The sequence below is a fragment of the Secundilactobacillus silagincola genome (assembly GCF_002583405.1).
GTDB lineage: Bacteria > Bacillota > Bacilli > Lactobacillales > Lactobacillaceae > Secundilactobacillus > Secundilactobacillus silagincola.
The window spans coordinates 71,823-88,791 of record NZ_BCMJ01000003.1 but is presented as its reverse complement, the minus strand read 5'-3'; the positions used below and the strand labels follow the sequence as shown (position 1 = coordinate 88,791).

The 16,969-nt window shown below is 43.4% G+C and carries 14 protein-coding genes and 1 pseudogene; 1 reads left to right on the top strand and 14 read right to left on the bottom strand.

The window, feature by feature from the left end; all coding sequences use genetic code 11:
* The 13 genes and pseudogenes from CES82_RS04300 to CES82_RS04245 form a co-directional block, all read right to left on the bottom strand.
* Complete coding sequence (locus CES82_RS04300; RefSeq protein ID WP_180245661.1) at window positions 1–1,362, bottom strand: DnaD domain protein; 1,362 nt, start codon at window positions 1,360–1,362, stop codon at window positions 1–3.
* A 14-nt stretch (window positions 1,363–1,376) separates the two neighbouring features.
* Complete coding sequence (nrdR, locus tag CES82_RS04295) at window positions 1,377–1,865, bottom strand: transcriptional regulator NrdR (RefSeq protein WP_098824092.1); 489 nt, start codon at window positions 1,863–1,865, stop codon at window positions 1,377–1,379.
* 41 nt (window positions 1,866–1,906) lie between these two features.
* The gene (gene coaE / locus CES82_RS12690) at window positions 1,907–2,524 is read right to left on the bottom strand and encodes a dephospho-CoA kinase (protein ID WP_225364848.1); all 618 of its coding nucleotides are present in this window, start codon (window positions 2,522–2,524) and stop codon (window positions 1,907–1,909) included.
* A 36-nt stretch (window positions 2,525–2,560) separates the two neighbouring features.
* Window positions 2,561–3,370: pseudogene (mutM, locus tag CES82_RS12685) on the bottom strand (DNA-formamidopyrimidine glycosylase); the annotation flags it as partial.
* A gap of 21 nt (window positions 3,371–3,391) precedes the next feature.
* Complete coding sequence (gene polA, locus CES82_RS04285; protein ID WP_098824091.1) at window positions 3,392–6,052, bottom strand: DNA polymerase I; 2,661 nt, start codon at window positions 6,050–6,052, stop codon at window positions 3,392–3,394.
* Window positions 6,053–6,215: 163 nt separating this feature from the next.
* On the bottom strand, window positions 6,216–7,091 hold the full coding sequence (locus CES82_RS04280; protein ID WP_098824090.1) for a PfkB family carbohydrate kinase: 876 nt from the start codon (window positions 7,089–7,091) through the stop codon (window positions 6,216–6,218).
* On the bottom strand, window positions 7,091–8,455 hold the full coding sequence (locus CES82_RS04275; protein WP_098824089.1) for a purine-cytosine permease family protein: 1,365 nt from the start codon (window positions 8,453–8,455) through the stop codon (window positions 7,091–7,093). The genes CES82_RS04280 and CES82_RS04275 overlap by 1 nt, the downstream gene beginning before the upstream one ends.
* A gap of 14 nt (window positions 8,456–8,469) precedes the next feature.
* Window positions 8,470–9,477: an ADP-ribosylglycohydrolase family protein gene (locus tag CES82_RS04270; protein WP_098824088.1), complete on the bottom strand. Its 1,008-nt coding sequence runs from the start codon at window positions 9,475–9,477 to the stop codon at window positions 8,470–8,472.
* A 416-nt stretch (window positions 9,478–9,893) separates the two neighbouring features.
* A complete protein-coding gene (locus tag CES82_RS04265) occupies window positions 9,894–10,598 on the bottom strand; it encodes a Bax inhibitor-1/YccA family protein (RefSeq protein WP_098824087.1) in 705 nt (234 codons plus the stop codon).
* A 119-nt stretch (window positions 10,599–10,717) separates the two neighbouring features.
* The gene (murC, locus tag CES82_RS04260) at window positions 10,718–12,049 is read right to left on the bottom strand and encodes a UDP-N-acetylmuramate--L-alanine ligase (RefSeq protein ID WP_098824086.1); all 1,332 of its coding nucleotides are present in this window, start codon (window positions 12,047–12,049) and stop codon (window positions 10,718–10,720) included.
* A 150-nt stretch (window positions 12,050–12,199) separates the two neighbouring features.
* A complete protein-coding gene (locus CES82_RS04255) occupies window positions 12,200–14,713 on the bottom strand; it encodes a DNA translocase FtsK (RefSeq protein WP_098824085.1) in 2,514 nt (837 codons plus the stop codon).
* A gap of 98 nt (window positions 14,714–14,811) precedes the next feature.
* A complete protein-coding gene (ytpR, locus tag CES82_RS04250; protein WP_098824084.1) occupies window positions 14,812–15,447 on the bottom strand; it encodes a YtpR family tRNA-binding protein in 636 nt (211 codons plus the stop codon).
* A 26-nt stretch (window positions 15,448–15,473) separates the two neighbouring features.
* The gene (locus CES82_RS04245) at window positions 15,474–15,791 is read right to left on the bottom strand and encodes a thioredoxin family protein (RefSeq protein WP_098824083.1); all 318 of its coding nucleotides are present in this window, start codon (window positions 15,789–15,791) and stop codon (window positions 15,474–15,476) included.
* A 130-nt stretch (window positions 15,792–15,921) separates the two neighbouring features.
* Between CES82_RS04245 and CES82_RS04240 the strand changes: the two genes are divergently transcribed.
* On the top strand, window positions 15,922–16,248 hold the full coding sequence (locus CES82_RS04240; protein ID WP_098824082.1) for a hypothetical protein: 327 nt from the start codon (window positions 15,922–15,924) through the stop codon (window positions 16,246–16,248).
* A gap of 58 nt (window positions 16,249–16,306) precedes the next feature.
* Here the strand turns inward: CES82_RS04240 and trmB are convergent, their stop codons facing one another.
* The gene (trmB, locus tag CES82_RS04235) at window positions 16,307–16,957 is read right to left on the bottom strand and encodes a tRNA (guanosine(46)-N7)-methyltransferase TrmB (protein WP_098824081.1); all 651 of its coding nucleotides are present in this window, start codon (window positions 16,955–16,957) and stop codon (window positions 16,307–16,309) included.
* Between the last annotated feature and the right edge of the window lie 12 nt (window positions 16,958–16,969).

Below are 16,969 nucleotides of genomic sequence, written 5' to 3'. Positions count from 1 at the left end.
CTAATCACCTCCATCCCGCAGTTTTTTAAGTTTATTTAATTGTTCGTTAAATTGATCCTGGTCAGACTTGGACAACGTCTTTTTCTTCTTTGGCTGATAATCACTTTTCGCCCAATCCGGTAATGTTTCTTTGATATTCTTAGTGCCGCCACGCCGCCGAGTCGTTTTGGGTTTCGCCCGGTCTGCTTTAAATTTACGAATACTTGCTAGCGCATCTTCTGGCGTTTTGACACCATCTTGCGCCCAACGATTGGCAATAGTATCGGTGAGTCGCTGAGTAATCGTTGAATTATTCAGATCAATCAAAACCTCGTAAATCAGCATATTAATCACAGAACTGGAAAAAATCTGTTTACTGGCAATTTGCTCAACGATACGTTGCTCGCCACTAGCGACATAACCACCCTGCTGCTGACGAATCTGGGCTAAGAAAGCCATTGGTTCGTACTGTTTAGCAGTATCAATCAGGGTTGCTTCTTCCTGACTCTCACTGGCTTTTTGAGTAGTAACCGTTTTTGGGGCTGATACTACCGGTGTTGTTCCACCTTGATAGGCAGCAGCGATTGCACGTTTAAACTGGTTGGCATCTAACTTATTCGTGGCTAAATTAGTGGCATCACCTATGTAGCGTGCCATTTCCGTTTCATCAATACCGTACAATAAATGTTCGTTAATAATCAACTGACGATATTGCCGCAAATCGTTCAAGTCAATGTATGACCGCTTCAGCAGTTCAGAAAGCAAACCAAAGTCAAAGTCAGGCGCCGTAGGTTGTTCATGTTCTACAGTGGTTTCTTCCTGATTAAAAGCTGCTTTGGTTGCCTCGATCAATTTAGGTGGTGCCGCTATTAGTCGGTTATCCAGTGAAAAAACGTCTAAAAACGACTTGGAAATTTCGTGCCACCTATCCCGTTTAAGTTGCCGTGGCAAGAAGGCTTGCCGCAGTCGTTCAAACTGCCGCTCACCTACTACTTCCAGTAACAGCAAGCTTAACAGGTCATCTTTAAAGAACATTTCACCACTAACGGGTTGCTGTAATTCATAGATCAATTCTGGTAATCGATCAGGCTGATTTTCAAAAGTCCGTAGTAGTCCCGCAGCCTCCAGCCGTTGTCTTGAGTCTTGAAGCGTCACCATACTAATATTGAGCAGTGCCAATAGATCAGTATGGGTCACTTCGACTTTTAAATCAGCTGTCAAAGATACTTGTCGCCACATCACTGTTGCTAGACTGTAGGCTGATACGCCTAAAATTGGTTGGTAAAGCAAGTCCAACACCCGTCGCCGCTCTTCTTGAAGCCGCGTTGTGGTGACAATTGCGACAGATGTTTTAGGCATCAATGGTTGCTTTGACTCCGCCATGATCAAGCCCCGTTTCATTTCTTTTTATCAGAGGAAGCCCCTTTTTTCTTATCCTTATTCATCACATCTTTGAGTTCTTCCAAAAAGACACTCATGTCCTTGAACTGACGGTAAACACTGGCGAAACGAATATAGGAAATCTCATCGATATCTGCTAAGCGCTTCATCACATATTCACCGATCAATTGACTGGAAACTTCATTTTCACCCAGTGAACGGACTTCATTTTCAACCTCATCAACCAGTTTGGTCATGACATCCATACCAACTGGGCGTTTTTCCGCTGAGCGAATAATTCCCCGTAAGATTTTCTCACGATTGAATTCTTCACGAGTACCGTTCTTCTTGATGACTAATAATGGTGTTGCTTCGATGCGTTCAAACGTTGTGAACCGAAAGCCGCAATTTTCACATTCACGGCGCCGTCTAATAACCCGACCCTCATCTGTTGGCCGACTATCAACAACTCGTGAACCATTATGGTGACAGTGTGGACAATGCATAGTTTCACCTCTTATCCTTATCAAACATTTTACTTTTTAACCTAATTAGATTTATCTGTTATTAATGAGCCAAATCCGGCTTCATTCAGCCATCTTACCACTTGCGCTTTTGTTTTATCAACTGAATCACTATTATCGATCACCACATCAGCCCTTTTTACCTTTTCAGCTAATGGCATTTGCGCGTTGATTCGCTCCAATGCTTCTTTTTTAGACAAGTGGTCACGTGCCATTAATCGCTGAAGCTGTACTTGATCCGGTACGTTGACGACCATAATTTCGTTCATGCCGGCTGCACCATGGGCTTCAAAAAGCGTGGGCGCATCGTAAATCACCAGCGGCACTTGACGCCTTCGGTAACCCCGTAATTTGCGCACTACGGCCTTTTTAATTAATGGTCCGGTAATACTGTTTAACTGTGCTAACTTCTCGGGTTGGCTGAACACCAAGGTACCAAGTGCATGGCGATCCAAAGTACCGTCCGGCTGAATCATCTGCCAACCAAAAGTGGTTTGAATTTCTTTCAGCCCCTTGGTTCCCGGTTCAACAACTTCTCGGGCAACTTTATCAGCATCAATCACCGGAATCTGATAGGCTTTGAAAAATTCGCTCACAGTTGATTTCCCTGTAGCAATACCACCTGTTAGTCCTAGCACCATGGTCACCCCAGGGTCCTTACGCAAGACCTGACAGTCTGGGCAAAAGTGCGTACCACGTTGAGCAACCTTAGTTTTTTCAATTGGTGTATCACACCGAAAACAAGGTTCACCCTTACGACCATATACCATTAAATGATTCTGAAATTCACCAGCTTCGCCATAAGCGGTAGAGAAGGAATGCACCGTCGTACCGTGCCCTTCAATTGCGCGCTTAATTTCCGCAATAATATTCTCACGCAGCTGACGAATCTGAAATTCCGGAATCGTGTTGGTGGGTTGTTCCGGATGAATCCGGCTTAACCACAGCGTTTCATCAACGTAAATATTACCCAAGCCGGCAATATTGCTTTGATCTAATAAAAATGGCTTGATGGCCTTTTTACTCTTGCTAAAAATCTGCTTCATATATTCCACAGTCAGCGTTTCTGGTGTGGGTTCCGGCCCCATCTTTTTCAAACCGGAAACCAGCTTCGTCTCGTCACCCGTCTTTAACAAGTGCATCCGGCCAAACTTCCGGGTATCGGTATATCTTAAATCACGGTGATCATCGAGGTGAAACACTACATGCGTATGCTTAGTAATCGGATTACCATCTGGTTGCACGTCGTACTTACCTTCCATTCTCAGATGTGACACCATAGTCAAATCATCATTGAATCTGAACAACAGATATTTTCCTCGCCGGTCGATCCGTTCAATCGTTTTGCCAGCAAGCATTTTTTTAAATTGATCAGCCTCTGGTGAGACCATTTTTTCATAGTAAACATCAACGGACGTAATTTTAGCGTTGCCGACTAAGCGCGTCAGGCCACGCCGAACCGTTTCAACTTCGGGTAATTCAGGCATCCTTAGTGCCTCCTTGTATCATTACTTTGCTTCGTACCAGGTATTGCCGTAATGAGATTCCACTTTCAGCGGAATTTCCAGTTTCACGGCTGAATCCATGACACTTGGCACTAATTTTTCCAGTGTTGGGATCTCTTCAGCAGGTGCCTCAAAGATCAATTCATCATGAACTTGCAACAGCATCGTAGCCTGCAAGTCTTTAATAGCATCTTCCATTTTGATCATGGCAATCTTAATGATATCAGCGGCACTGCCTTGGATTGGCGTGTTCATCGCTGTTCGTTCAGCAAATGATCGTTGATTAAAGTTCCGGGCGTTGATATCTGGCAAATAACGGCGACGATGTGCAATCGTTTCAACGTACCCCTTGTCCTTAGCGGAAGCAACGATATCAGTCATGTACTGCTTAACGCCGGGATATTCCTCGAAGTAGGTATCAATGAACTGACGTGCTTGCTTGCGAGTAATTCCAATATTTTGGGACAAACCGAAATCACTGATCCCGTACACGATACCAAAGTTCACCGCCTTGGCCTGACGTCGCATATTCGGATCAATTTCAGCGTCTGGACCTAAATGGAAAATCCGACGAGCGGTTGACGCATGAATATCATCGCCCTCTTTAAAGGCTTCCTGCAAATTCTTATCATGAGTGATATGAGCCAACACCCGCAATTCAATTTGTGAATAATCAGAAGAAAAAATCTGCCAGCCCTTATGACTAGGGATAAATGCCTGACGAATCCGCCGGCCTTCCTCAGTCCTAATAGGAATATTTTGCAAGTTAGGGTCTACTGAAGACAAGCGTCCAGTTTGCGTCAAAGTTTGCAAATAACGGGTATGGACCTTTTGATCCGTGCTGTGAACCACTTTTAATAAGCCTTCAACATAGGTGGATTGAATCTTTGAAATTTGACGATACTTCAAAATGTTTTCAACGATTGGTGCTTCAGCTGCCAATTTTTCAAGCACGTCAACTGAGGTAGAATAACCAGTCTTAGTTTTTTTGATTGGGGTTAACCCTAATTTTTCAAACAAAATATGCTGTAATTGTTTGGGTGAGCCAATATTGAACTCTTCGCCAGCTTCTTGAAAAATGGTCTGCTGAGTCTGAGCCAATAACTCGGTGAACTCGCTTTGCATTGCTGACAAACGGTCCGTATCCACCATAATTCCCGCAATTTCCATGTGTGCCAATACATAAGCCATCGGCAACTCTAAGTCGCGGTACAGCTTAGTCTGCTCGTTTTCATCCAACTGTTTAAATAACGATTTCTTCAACGATTCAATCGTAATCCCTTTTCGAGTTAAGTGTTCAAAAAAGAGTTGATCATCATCTGGGATCGCCCGTTTGGCACCCTTACCATAGACCTCCTCATCAGATTGAATCTGATGGTAACCGTGCTGAAAAGCTAAACGGCCGAGGTCGTTACTATTTTCATTGGTATCCAGTAAATACGAAGCCAACAACAAATCAAAATCAACGTTACTTAGGTGAATGCCCAGTCGATTTAAGCCAACGTAAGTCCGCTTCAGGTCGAAAACATCTTTTTGAACCTTATCACTGGTTAATAAATCTTTTACTGGAGCCTGCTTTAGTAATTCCACGTCACGACTAACAAACCACTTATCGCCCTCACCAATCACAAACCCTGCAAAAGTTGACGTGTGATAGTTTGCGTCTGGCATTTCCAAATAAAATGAAACGTGGTCTTTGAACTGCGCTAATTCATTTAAATTATCGGCAGTTAAAACGGTGAATTCGACGGGCTTTAAGCCAAGAACGTCCTCGTCACCCGCATCTGTATTCATTTTATTTAAATATGACTGGAAGTTCATTTCCTGATAGAACTTAACTAGTTCGTCTTGCTGATCTCCCTTGTAAGTCAAGTCGCTTAGCTTGATTTCAATCGGGGCATCCCGACGAATGGTTGCTAAATCACGGGATTGAAAGGCTGAATCTTTGTCTTCAATCAAATGTTCCTTCATTTTTTTAGCAGTAATCTTATCCATGTTTTCGTAAACACCATCAATGGTGCCATACTTCTGAATCAGTGAAACGGCGGTTTTAGGCCCCACACCGGTTACTCCCGGATAATTATCTGAAGTGTCACCCTGCAGCCCTTTGATTTCAATGATCTGGTCTGGCCGAACCCCAAGTTTTTCCTCAACGTGTTCGGGGGTGTAGGTTTCTACTTCAGTAACACCTTTTTTAGACACAGCAACACTGGTCTTGTCAGACGTCAACTGAGTCAAATCACGATCCCCGGTAAAAATGGTCGTTTCGTAACCAGCAGTTTCAGCCTGCTTAGCCATCGTGCCAATGATATCATCAGCTTCATAATTCTTTAATTCATAAGATTTAATGCCTCGTGCGGCTAATAATTGACGGATCACTGGCATCTGTTCAGAAAGTTCTGGTGGTGTCTTTGAACGACCACCCTTATAATCAGCATATTTCTTGGTTCGAAAAGTCACTTTACCGGCATCAAAAGCCACTAATGCGTCCGTCGGCTTAACATCTTCTAACATAATATCCAGCATCCGGTTAAAGCCAAAAATAGCATTGGTGTGCAAGCCGTCTGCGTTTGTCATACTATTCAATGCCGTGTACAGCGCGAAGAAGGCCCGAAAGGCCACACTGTTGCCATCGATAAGTAATAATCGTTTTGATTCAGTCATTGATAAGCCTCCGCAATTTGTATTACCTCTAGTTTAACAGAGAATTTAGACAATTAAAAATCAGTTTAACAGTAAATGCGGTAGGCGCTCACGTCGCTAGTTATTGCTCCAAAAATAATTTCCTGCAAAACAAAAAAGCACTGCCCAGCAGCGCCTTTTTGATTCACAAACTACTATTCTCCTGTGCCACAACCGTAGCCGCAAGCTTATTAGCCATACTGATTGCATCCACTAAATTCATCCCGCTCGCGAGTCCAGCTAAGAAACCACCACAATGGGTATCACCCGCACCAATGGTATTCACAACCTTGACGTGATGACTGGGAATGATGTCAGAACTTTTACCATCGTAATAAAAGGTTCCCTTAGCACCTAGTGTCACTAACACTGGACTTTGGGTTTGCTCAAAAATTGATTTTGCAATTTCATCCACCGGTTCTCCAGGTTTTCCGAAATAGCCGATTTCATCTTCATTGCAATGAATAATCACGTGTTTGTGCAGGAGCCACCGCACCGTTTTGTCGGTTAAATGGCTCATTCGCGGGGAGGCATCAAATAGCACATAAGCATCCGCATTGCGTTGCGTTAATCTGCCCAGAATCTGATCAGCAATGTGTTCATTCTCGATTTGATAGCCGCTCACGTAGAAATAACGATAATCCGCTAAATTAATACGATCAAACCAGTCATCCTGCCAAATCTGATCAATGCCAGGAATCGTTAAAAAGCTTCGCTCACCAGAAGGTTCCACCATAGAAATGTCCCAGCCGTTGTCCGCTTCCGTCACTGGTAATAATTCTGGGATTTGCCGGCGTTGCAATTCTGCGCGCACAATATCCGCGTACTGGCCTTTGCCCACTGGTACAAACAGGTCTGCATCAGCGTGGGCGGCATGCATGGCACCATAAACATTGAAGGCTGATCCGCCAACAATGTCATCTTTCAAATCTCCTGTGACATCACCACCTGAAAATGGTAGCCGTGGGACATTAATGATCACATCGACGTATGCCGCACCCAAAATCAAGGTTTTGTTCATTATGCCACCTTCTCACGTTGACCGCCCTTAATCAGTTTGACAACGAACATGCAGATAATGGCCAAAATAGCGGATATAAAGACCCCTAAACTATTGTTAGCAAAAATTCCGTGTGCAAAAGGCCCCGTCCAAACCGCGTTATTAGTGAAGAGGAAGCCGGTAATCGTGGCAATCAGCCAGGAAATAATTCCTCCCCAGTTATAGTGGGTGCTAGATTGCGGATCGACCAACTTGGTATCATAACCATTTTTCCGAAACATCACACTGTCACATAGGAAAATAGCAACCCAACTTGCTAGGCAAATTCCCAGGAAGTTAAGGAAAATCTCAAAATTACTGAGAAAGTTACCGGAGATAAACAAAACGTACACCGGAATTAAAATAACGATTAAACCGTGAATAGTCAATGAAGTCCGCTGCGATACATTAATACCAATTGTTGACAAGTTGATTCGTGCCGAACGCAGTGAAACGATACATTGAGGAATGATGCCACCAGCTGCCACCAAGAAATAAATCACACCGATCCAACTTGGCAAAGCGCTGTACATCACATCAAAAGGATTACCCGTAGTGGCAAGTTTGGGTTCAATGGTACTCAGCAAAACACCACCAGCCATCAGCACAAATAGTGGGACAGCGCCACCCATCGTGGTGTTCCAAAAAGTAGCAGCTGGTTTTGTATTAGGCTTAACGTATGCACCCCAATCAGCAGCAGCCATGGACCAGGAAATTCCGGATCCGGCCGCTACGATACTAACAGCAGGTAGAAAACCGGTGATCCAGCTACCGCTTGGTAAATCTAAAGCTTCCTGCCAATTTGCTTTCATCAGAAAAATCACCAGAATGACAGCTGTTAAAACACCAAAGATCCAACTCAACCAAGTTTGAATCTTCGCCAAAGTTGCTTCTTTCAGCAGTCCAGAAAGTAAGACCAGTCCCCCAAAGATAATTAAAGCAATGGCAGTCGTCAATGTATTTTTCTGAACGTGAATCACTCTGAATAAGGAAGTCAGTAACAACGTTCCGGTAATAATGTTAACTGCCAGCCAGCCCACCATGTTGAACCAGGCAATGGCGTTGGGAATCTTATTGCCATACGTCCCATATGCAGCCCGGCTCAGCTTGAAGGTGGTAATACCCTCCCGTTGACCAACCATAGCCACCCAGCCAGGAACCAGAAAAGATAATGCGCCAACTAAGGAAGCCGCAATGGCTTGCATAAAAGATAAATGATAGCTCACAATAATGGCGCCGTACACAAAACCCATGATTCCGATGTTAGCTGCAAACCAGTTATAGAATAACTTACCAGGTGTTAATGTCTTATCCGCCTCAGGAACTTTAATAATCTTATCGTCCATAATGTTATACCGTCCTATTTTTTGGTTGTCCGAAACTGCAACATTTGCTCAGCATATTCTTCAAAATGGTGCTGTGGATTCTTAGTATCAATTAAATGGATCCATGATTGGTCAATTGATGAAGCTCCATTTTTAGCACCACAAATTGCCGTTGCCATAGCACCAATCGTATCGGTATCACCACCTAAATTAGCACAAAGCAATGCTGATTTATGGACCGTTTTGGCGTAATAAGCAATGGAAAGAGCTGCCGGAATACTTTCAGAAATCATGGTTCCTGTGCCAATCACGTTATAAATAGCCTGGCTGAAACGAACTTCATCGCTTGGATAACGGTTTGCCAGCTCAATGCCCAATTTTAGCCGCTCATGAGTCTTGGCAGCCCAAGTTGGAGCACCCATTTTGAACCCTTGATCATTACAATTCAGCGCGAAGTCAATAATTTCATCCCACGAGTAGTCAGCCACGGCGGCCGTCACCGCCCCCGCAATCATAGAAGCCCCGCTCATTGCCACGTCGCTGGAATGCGTCACTCGGGTAACTTCGTAAACCATTTTGATCAGCCCACTCAGTTCCTGCGGGCCAAACAGTGCACCGATGGGAGCAATTCGCATGCCGGCACCGTTAGTCAATGCCTTGTCGGTTACCGGACGCGGATCCTCACCTTTTTTAATAGCGGTCAATGCCGCTTTACTGCTGGGTCCCAGAATGTTATTCTCCCAGGCACCCACTTCATCGGCCCACTTCATAATGTGTTGAACCAGATTTTCCTGATTCGGCTGCCAATCAGTTTCAATCAATGAATCTAAAATGGCTAACGCCTGATTGGTATCATCCGTATATTCACCCTTAGTAAAATTCACAGCGATATCATTATTTGCCGGTCCGTCTAAAAACGTCGTGATCCGACCGTTAAATTGTTGCCGAATCTGTTGTACCGGCCATAATTCAGACGGCATGCCCATGGCATCCCCGATAGCTTGACCGTACAGTGTTCCCAAAATTTTATCTTTAATGATCATTCAAATGAGCTCCTCCTAAAAAATTATTCAACGCTTAACCGTATATTAGCAATTAATCTAGTCCCCTCTCCTCATTCAAAAGTTAATGCCGTTAACGATATTTTAAAGTTAAAAATACTTATAAAATAAAAGAATAAGCCGCTTTTCAAACGTATTGTCTAACTTCGTCGCTAAAGCACTTAAAAAGATGGTAAAACATCAGCATAGTTACGTCAAGGTCTTAGAACAATATATGTAAAATATACTTATTTTTTGCTGTAACTTCAGACTTTTCATTTATCTAATAAAAAACGAAATTCGTACCCAAAATAAAAGAGTCTGATTAACAGTCAAAATAGTACGACTGTTAATCAGACTCAAATTTAATCATTTTTATATGTCACAATTATCTTTTTTAATGATTGATTTTAGCCACTTTAATCCCTGTCACCCATGCCACCAAAAATCTGCAGTAATAAAATAAACAGGTTTACGAAGTCTAGGTAAAGCTGCATCGCACCGATGATGGCTAAACCAGTGGAACTGGTTGCACTACCATCACTTTGCAAATACAAGCGTTTCATCTTTTGGCTATCTGATGCTGTTAAAGCAGTGAAGATAACCACTCCAATAATAGAAAAGACAAACGCAATCATTGAACTCTTCAACCAGATATTAATCAAGAAGGCAACGATTAACGCAATCAAAGCAGCAGTTGCTTGTGCACCCACTCGTGACAAATCACGTTTCGTTGCAATCCCATAAACGGCCATTGCAATGAAAATCGTTGCGCTAGAAGCAAATGCGCTCACCATGGTTGTTCCCGTGTACACCAAAGCGTACATTGACATAATGCCACCGGTTAACAACCCATAAGCCATTAACAGCACAAAACTAACCGATGGCCGCTTCATTGCTTGACCACTAACCAGGAATGGAAAGACAAACCATACAATGATTGGTACGATTCGATATGAACCCGTAAAAAGTGACATCAAAGCTGGCGTGGTTGAAACGTAGAACGCTGCAAAGGCTGATAACAACACGGCTACTGCCATCCAACCATACATTTTGGTTAAAAATTTGTTCAAACCAACATCCGCATTGATTACGCGTCGTGGCTGTTCATCGTAATTGTTCATTAAGGTTCCTCCTTTTTATATCCCTCATTAAGAATACATTTTAACAACCTTAGTGGAAAAAGCAATGAAAAGCGATTTCTTACGGCTTGAATAAGTTACCTTTTAGAAAATATTAATAATTAGTTATCTTTTAATGACAAATGGCTCAATAGCTCTTCATAAGCACGTTCGTACTTTTGAACGTCACCCGCACCCATGAAGACCACAACAGCATCATGATAGTCCAACAATGGTGACATATTATCTAGCTTCAAAATTTCGCCGCCCTTGTTAATCTTCTTAGCAAGGTCTTCACTGGAAACCTTACCATTCGATTCACGAGCTGAACTGAAAATGTCAGTCAGATAAACCACATCCGCGTTGTTTAAAGCCTTCGCGAAATCATCCATTAACGCAATCACACGGGTAAACGTATGTGGCTGGAAAACAGCAATCACTTTTTTGTCAGGATATTTTTGACGAGCAGCGTCCAAGGTTGCCCGAATTTCTGATGGATGATGAGCGTAATCATCAATAATGGTCATATCAGCCACTTTACGTTCAGCAAACCGACGCTTAACACCCTTAAAGCTCAATAATTCATCTTTGATGGCATCCAGATCAACGTCTTCAAAGTATGCAACAGCAATCACAGCCAAACTGTTTAAGACATTGTGTTCACCAAACAGCGGTACATGGTAGTTCCCTAAAAATTCATCATGATAGTAAACATCGAACTGAGAACCCTTAGTTGTTCGCTTGATATTGCGCGCCTGAAAATCGTCCCGGTCACTGGTACCATAGTAATAAATTGGCACATCAGTCTTTAACTTACGTAAGTTCTCATCGTCGCCCCAAGCAAAGATGCCCTTTGTCACTTGGTTAGCAAACGTTTGGAAAGCACTAAACACATCATTGATATCCTTGTAGTAATCAGGATGGTCAAAATCAATGTTAGTCATAATTGCGTAGTCGGGTTTAGTGGCCAAGAAATGACGGCGGTACTCATCGGCTTCATAAACGAAGAACCGCGCATTTGGCGTACCCTTACCAGTTCCATCACCAATGAGATAACTAGTTGGTGCGATGCCGGACAACACGTGCGAGAGTAATCCAGTGGTACTGGTCTTACCATGAGCACCGGCAACCCCAATACTAGTATAGCCTTCGATTAACTTACCTAAAAATTCATGATAACGGTAAACGGGTAAGCCCATTTCCCGTGCTTTTTTGATTTCTGGATGATCGTCGGTGAAGGAATTCCCAGCAATGACCGTTAAGCCTTCGTGAATATTCGCTTCGTCGAATGGATAAACCGGGATCTTAGCCTGTTCAAGGCCACGTTGCGTAAACGTGTACTGTGTAATATCTGATCCTGCTACCTTAAAGCCTTTGTCATGAAGAATGAGTGCAAGTGAGCTCATCCCTGATCCTTTGATTCCAACAAAATAATAAGTGGTTGTGTTGTCCATCAAAATCCTCTTTTCATCGTTTCAATGATTTAATTTAGGCCGACTATTGCTGGTTAATCAGCCATCATTGGTCCATATCAATATTTTAGCAGAGCAAACACATCTTGAACAGTGCATTTTCTGCACTGTAACATGAGTGGTTTTCACCTTTTAATCCGTTCTGGGTGCTCGCATTTCGGCGAGTTGTTTTTCAGTGAGAAAAACGTCCCGGGGTTTAGAACCATTTTGGCCAGAAATATATTGCTTGTTTTCAAGGGTATCGATCAAGTTCGCTGCCCGATTGTAGCCAATTGAAAAGACCCGTTGCAGTTTCGACGTAGAGACCGTCTTTTCCTGAACAATATAGTCCAAAACCTCCGGCATCAATTCATCCTGACTTTCTTGAACCTGCTGTTTTTCTAACAAGCCATCTGGATCAAAGGCATAGTGTGGCTTACCCTGAGTCCGTACGAAATCAGTCACCCGATCGACTTCCTTATCGACAAAAGTACCTTGCAATCGAAGTGGTTGCGAAGCGCCATTGCCTAAGAACAGCATATCGCCCTTCCCTAGCAAGCGTTCCGCACCAGACGTATCAATAATCGTCCGGGAATCTACCTGTGAAGACACCATGAAGGCTACTCGAGTTGGAATATTATTTTTAATGGTTCCAGTAACGATGTCTACGCTTGGCCGTTGGGTAGCAATCAGCAGATGAATCCCGGCTGCACGTGCTTTTTGCGTAATTCGGACGATGTAGTCCTGAACCTCGCTGGAAGCCATCATCATCAGGTCAGCTAATTCGTCGATCACAATCACGATGTATGGCAGTTTCTGCGCGTAATCACCAGTTAACTCAGCACGGTCGTTATATTGTTCAATGTTCCGTACACCGGCAGCCGCCAATCGATCATACCGATCATCCATTTCCTTGACCGCCCATTTGAGTGCGGCAGCAGCGGCCTGAGGATCAGAAATCACGGGTGAAAGTAAGTGTGGCAACCCATCGTAAGGCGCTAATTCAACTGCTTTAGGATCAATCAACAATAATCTCAGCTGAGCTGGTGTCGCTTTGTAAAGCAACGAAATCAGCAGACTGTTAATAAAGACTGATTTACCGGAACCCGTAGCCCCAGCAATCAACCCATGAGGCATTTTCCGAAGATCAGTCACTCTTGGTTGGCCGAACAAGTCCACCCCAAGTGCAACCGTCAACGGCGAAGTGCTGTCTTTAAAGGCTTTTGATTCCAACACTTCTGATAACATTACTGGCCGTGTCTTGGGATTAGGAATCTCTATCCCCACCGTAGTCTTGCCAGGAATGGGTGCTTCAATCCGGATATCCTTAGCCGCCAACGCCAGCTTTAAATCATCTGTCAAATTAGTAATTTTGTTAACTTTAACTCCCAGCGCTAAATGAACCTGGAACTGGGTGACGGTTGGACCAACTGTCCAGTCCACCACGTGTGCGTCCACGTGGAAAGCCTGCAAAGTTTCATCCAAAACTTCACCTTGATGTTCGATCCATTCATCCAAGGCGTTTTCATCCGTAACAACGGGTGGTGTTAATAAAGAAGTAGCCGGAAATTGATAACCACGGGTACCTTGATCATTCTCACTTACCGGCTTGGCAGTGGGTTTATCCTGAAACAGCGCCAGTTTATTCATCTGTGAACTGGTATTTTCCTCCTGCAGGATATCGCCGAGAGAATGGCCTAACCCATGTTCCAGCTCAGGCTTTGTTTCTGGCTCTGACGATTGCTCGATACTGTCTTGCTTTTCATCATCAGTTGAATCAACGACATTATCTTCCGGCATCGTGTCCGCAGGTGCCATGGTAACATCCGCCTGATCGTCAGTAGATTTAACATCCGCTTCGTCCTGTGACGTTGCCGGATTAGTCTCAACCCCTTGCACTTCAGGCTGTTGTTCAGTAACTGAAACAGGTTGATTTGTATCTTCCGTCTGCTCAAGCAGTTGCGGCTTATTTTCAGATTCGTCCGTTGTAAGACTCGAACCTGTCAGATCACTGTCATGTGATTCTGACTGATCGGATGCTGACGGTGTTTCAACAACACTCGTTTCGGAATCTTCAAGCGGTTCTTGAACCGTCTCAGTTTGCTGTTCGCTATCAGGTTCAGGATGATTGGATACTTCTGTGTCGTTCTGAGTCGATTGCGGTGCCTGTGTTGACTGATTAAACTCAGGCTGTTCAGTGGCTGTTCCCGTATCAGTACTGTTATCCGTTTCAAACGCTAACCGTGGTTGCTCTGCCATTACCGAATCAGTGGTCACTTGGGTGCCATCGTCAAAGACCAGCACATCACCATCATCTTTTTGAAAGTATTGCTTCATAAGAGCGGTGTAATCAATTTTGGGTTGGTGGATCACCCTTCTATTAAGTTGTTTAGGTACCTGTGTTGGTCGAAAAGGTGTTGAGGAACGCCAGTCATTGCTAACCGTTTGCTTAGGTTCTGGCTTTGGCCGCGTTTCAGGTCGTCTGTTGATCTCACGCCGTGGAGTCTCTTCGTGGCGTAGTTCTTTTCGTTGAAAAATTGCGGGTTCTTCATCCGCCTGTTTTGACCGTTTACCAGGCACTTTAAACTGTGGCGAAACTGGCTCTTTAGCCGATTTCTCCGGTCGGCGATATCTCCGGTAAAAAGCTGGTCCATCATAGTGATTCATATTTAGTCATCCATTCAGTATTCAAGTTAGTTTAGTTTGATTATTTTATGGCCGAGGGCAAAATAAAAAGGAGCCGAGGCCCCTTTCACGTCGTTCATCTAACTGAATAAAGTCTGTGCCTTGTTAAAGTCAAATGGCGTTCCAACTTCGTAATCATCAGGTAAAATCAACGCGCCCGGCCGATCGGGTGCCCCAGGAATCTTTAATTCTCTTCCTGATGAAATCATACCATCACTTTCAACGCCACGCAATTTACCAGGCCAAATAATCAGACCATCTGGCATCATTGCACCAACTTCGGCCACAACCACTTTGATATCAGCTTGCATGTTAGGCGAACCCGACACGATTTGCAGCGTTTTGCCATCTTGAACCCGCGTCTTGGTCACCAATAAGTGATTAGAATCTGGGTGCGGCTCTGCTGATTCAACATAACCCACAATGAATTTCGGCGTTAAATCGGCCTTTAACTCTGGCTCAAAACCAGCATCTGACAGTGCCTGATTCAAAGTCGATACCTGTTCTTCCGTTAAAAAGACCTGACCATTTTGATTAATGGGTCCCAGGATATCTGACACGTGAGCCACGTTGTAGCCCAGCGTGGTATCAGTTTCTGGATCAAAAATACGGGTAAAATTACCCTTAGTAACAACGGATTGTTCTTTGACATCTGGTGCCACGTAGATAATCATCACGTCGCCAAGTGCCTTTTGATTATAACTAGAAATTAACATGGAGCATCCTTTCAAAAGCAGAAGAACTACAGTGCATTAATAAATTCTTCCACTTGTTGTTTTGTTTTGCGGTCTTTGTTTACGAAGCGACCGATTTCTTCACCATTATTATACGCAATAAAGCTAGGAATGCCTAATACGTTTAATTCTACAGCAAGATCAATGTTTTTATCACGGTCAACGTTGATGAACTTAAAGTCTGGGTATTCGGCTTCAATAGCTGGCATTGAAGGCTTAATGAACGCGCAGTCAGTGCACCACGTTGCTGAGAAAAACAGCATGTAGCGACCATCCTTAATTTTTTCAAGTAGTTGATCCTTTGTCATTTGAGGTAATTTTTCCATTACTATCGCTCCTTACTTACTTTTATTCAGTAAATTGATTATACCCTGTTTTCAGAAAAAGTACATTAATGTGGTATCAAAGAGAGATTTGAGCTAACATAATACTAAATAGCGTAGGAGGAAAACGCGTATGGAACTAAACATCAAAGATTATCAACAACTCAGTCTACTATCCCTATTAAGTATTTTATTTGGTTTCCTGATGGGTAAATCAGCATTTAACCGTCAATATATGACGCCCAATGATATTTTAAACAGTGTTAAACAAGCCTTCAGAAAAGAATCAACCATTGAGGGTGCCTGGATCAATGAGCATCCGTACAAGCACGCACAATTTGCCATTCACACTATGGTTTATTCCGGTGGTCTTTCCCGCATGGAAGACAATAAGCTCGTATCATATGAGTTTATTGCAGATGCTAAGACCGGTAGTATTCTAAAAATAAACCGCCTGTAAAAAAATCGTTAAAAATATATCTAACCCGTGTCCCGATTGCAAGTTAATCGGGATTTTTTTATGCCGGATTGCTATCAAAATGAGCTACTAACTTATAAATTGGTCCTTTAGCACTAAACTTCTCTTCATACTCGGTTTGAACGTTGCCTTCGTTGCCTTCACTGTTGTGCAGATCTAGCCAAACTTCGTCAAAAACCATGCCAAAGTTGTTAAAACTCGTTAATGAGTATTCAAACAGACCACGGTTATCAGTTTTGAACTGAATCCGACCATCTTCTTTGAGCACTTTTTGATAGTGAGTTAAGAAATTAGGTGAAGTCAGCCGACGCTTAGCGTGTCGCTTCTTAGGCCACGGATCCGAAAAGTTAAGGTAGAGCTTATCGATTTCGCCTTCAGCAAACAAGGTATCTACAAACGCACCGTCAGTTTCCACCAACTGGACGTTAGGCAGCTCACTTTCTACTAATTTACGAAGTGCTGTGGCAATCACTGATTCTTGAATTTCAATCCCTAAAAAGTTGATCTCTGGATTCTGTCGTGCCATTTCAATAATAAACTGACCCTTCCCAATTCCAATTTCAACTTGAATGGGCTGGCGACTAGGAAAACGTTCCTGCCAATGACCTAACTGTGATTCAGGCTCCGTCACAATTAAATCCGAATGATCCTTAATGTACTGTGCTGCCCACGGCTTCTTACGTACCCGCATGTTGTTCCTCCG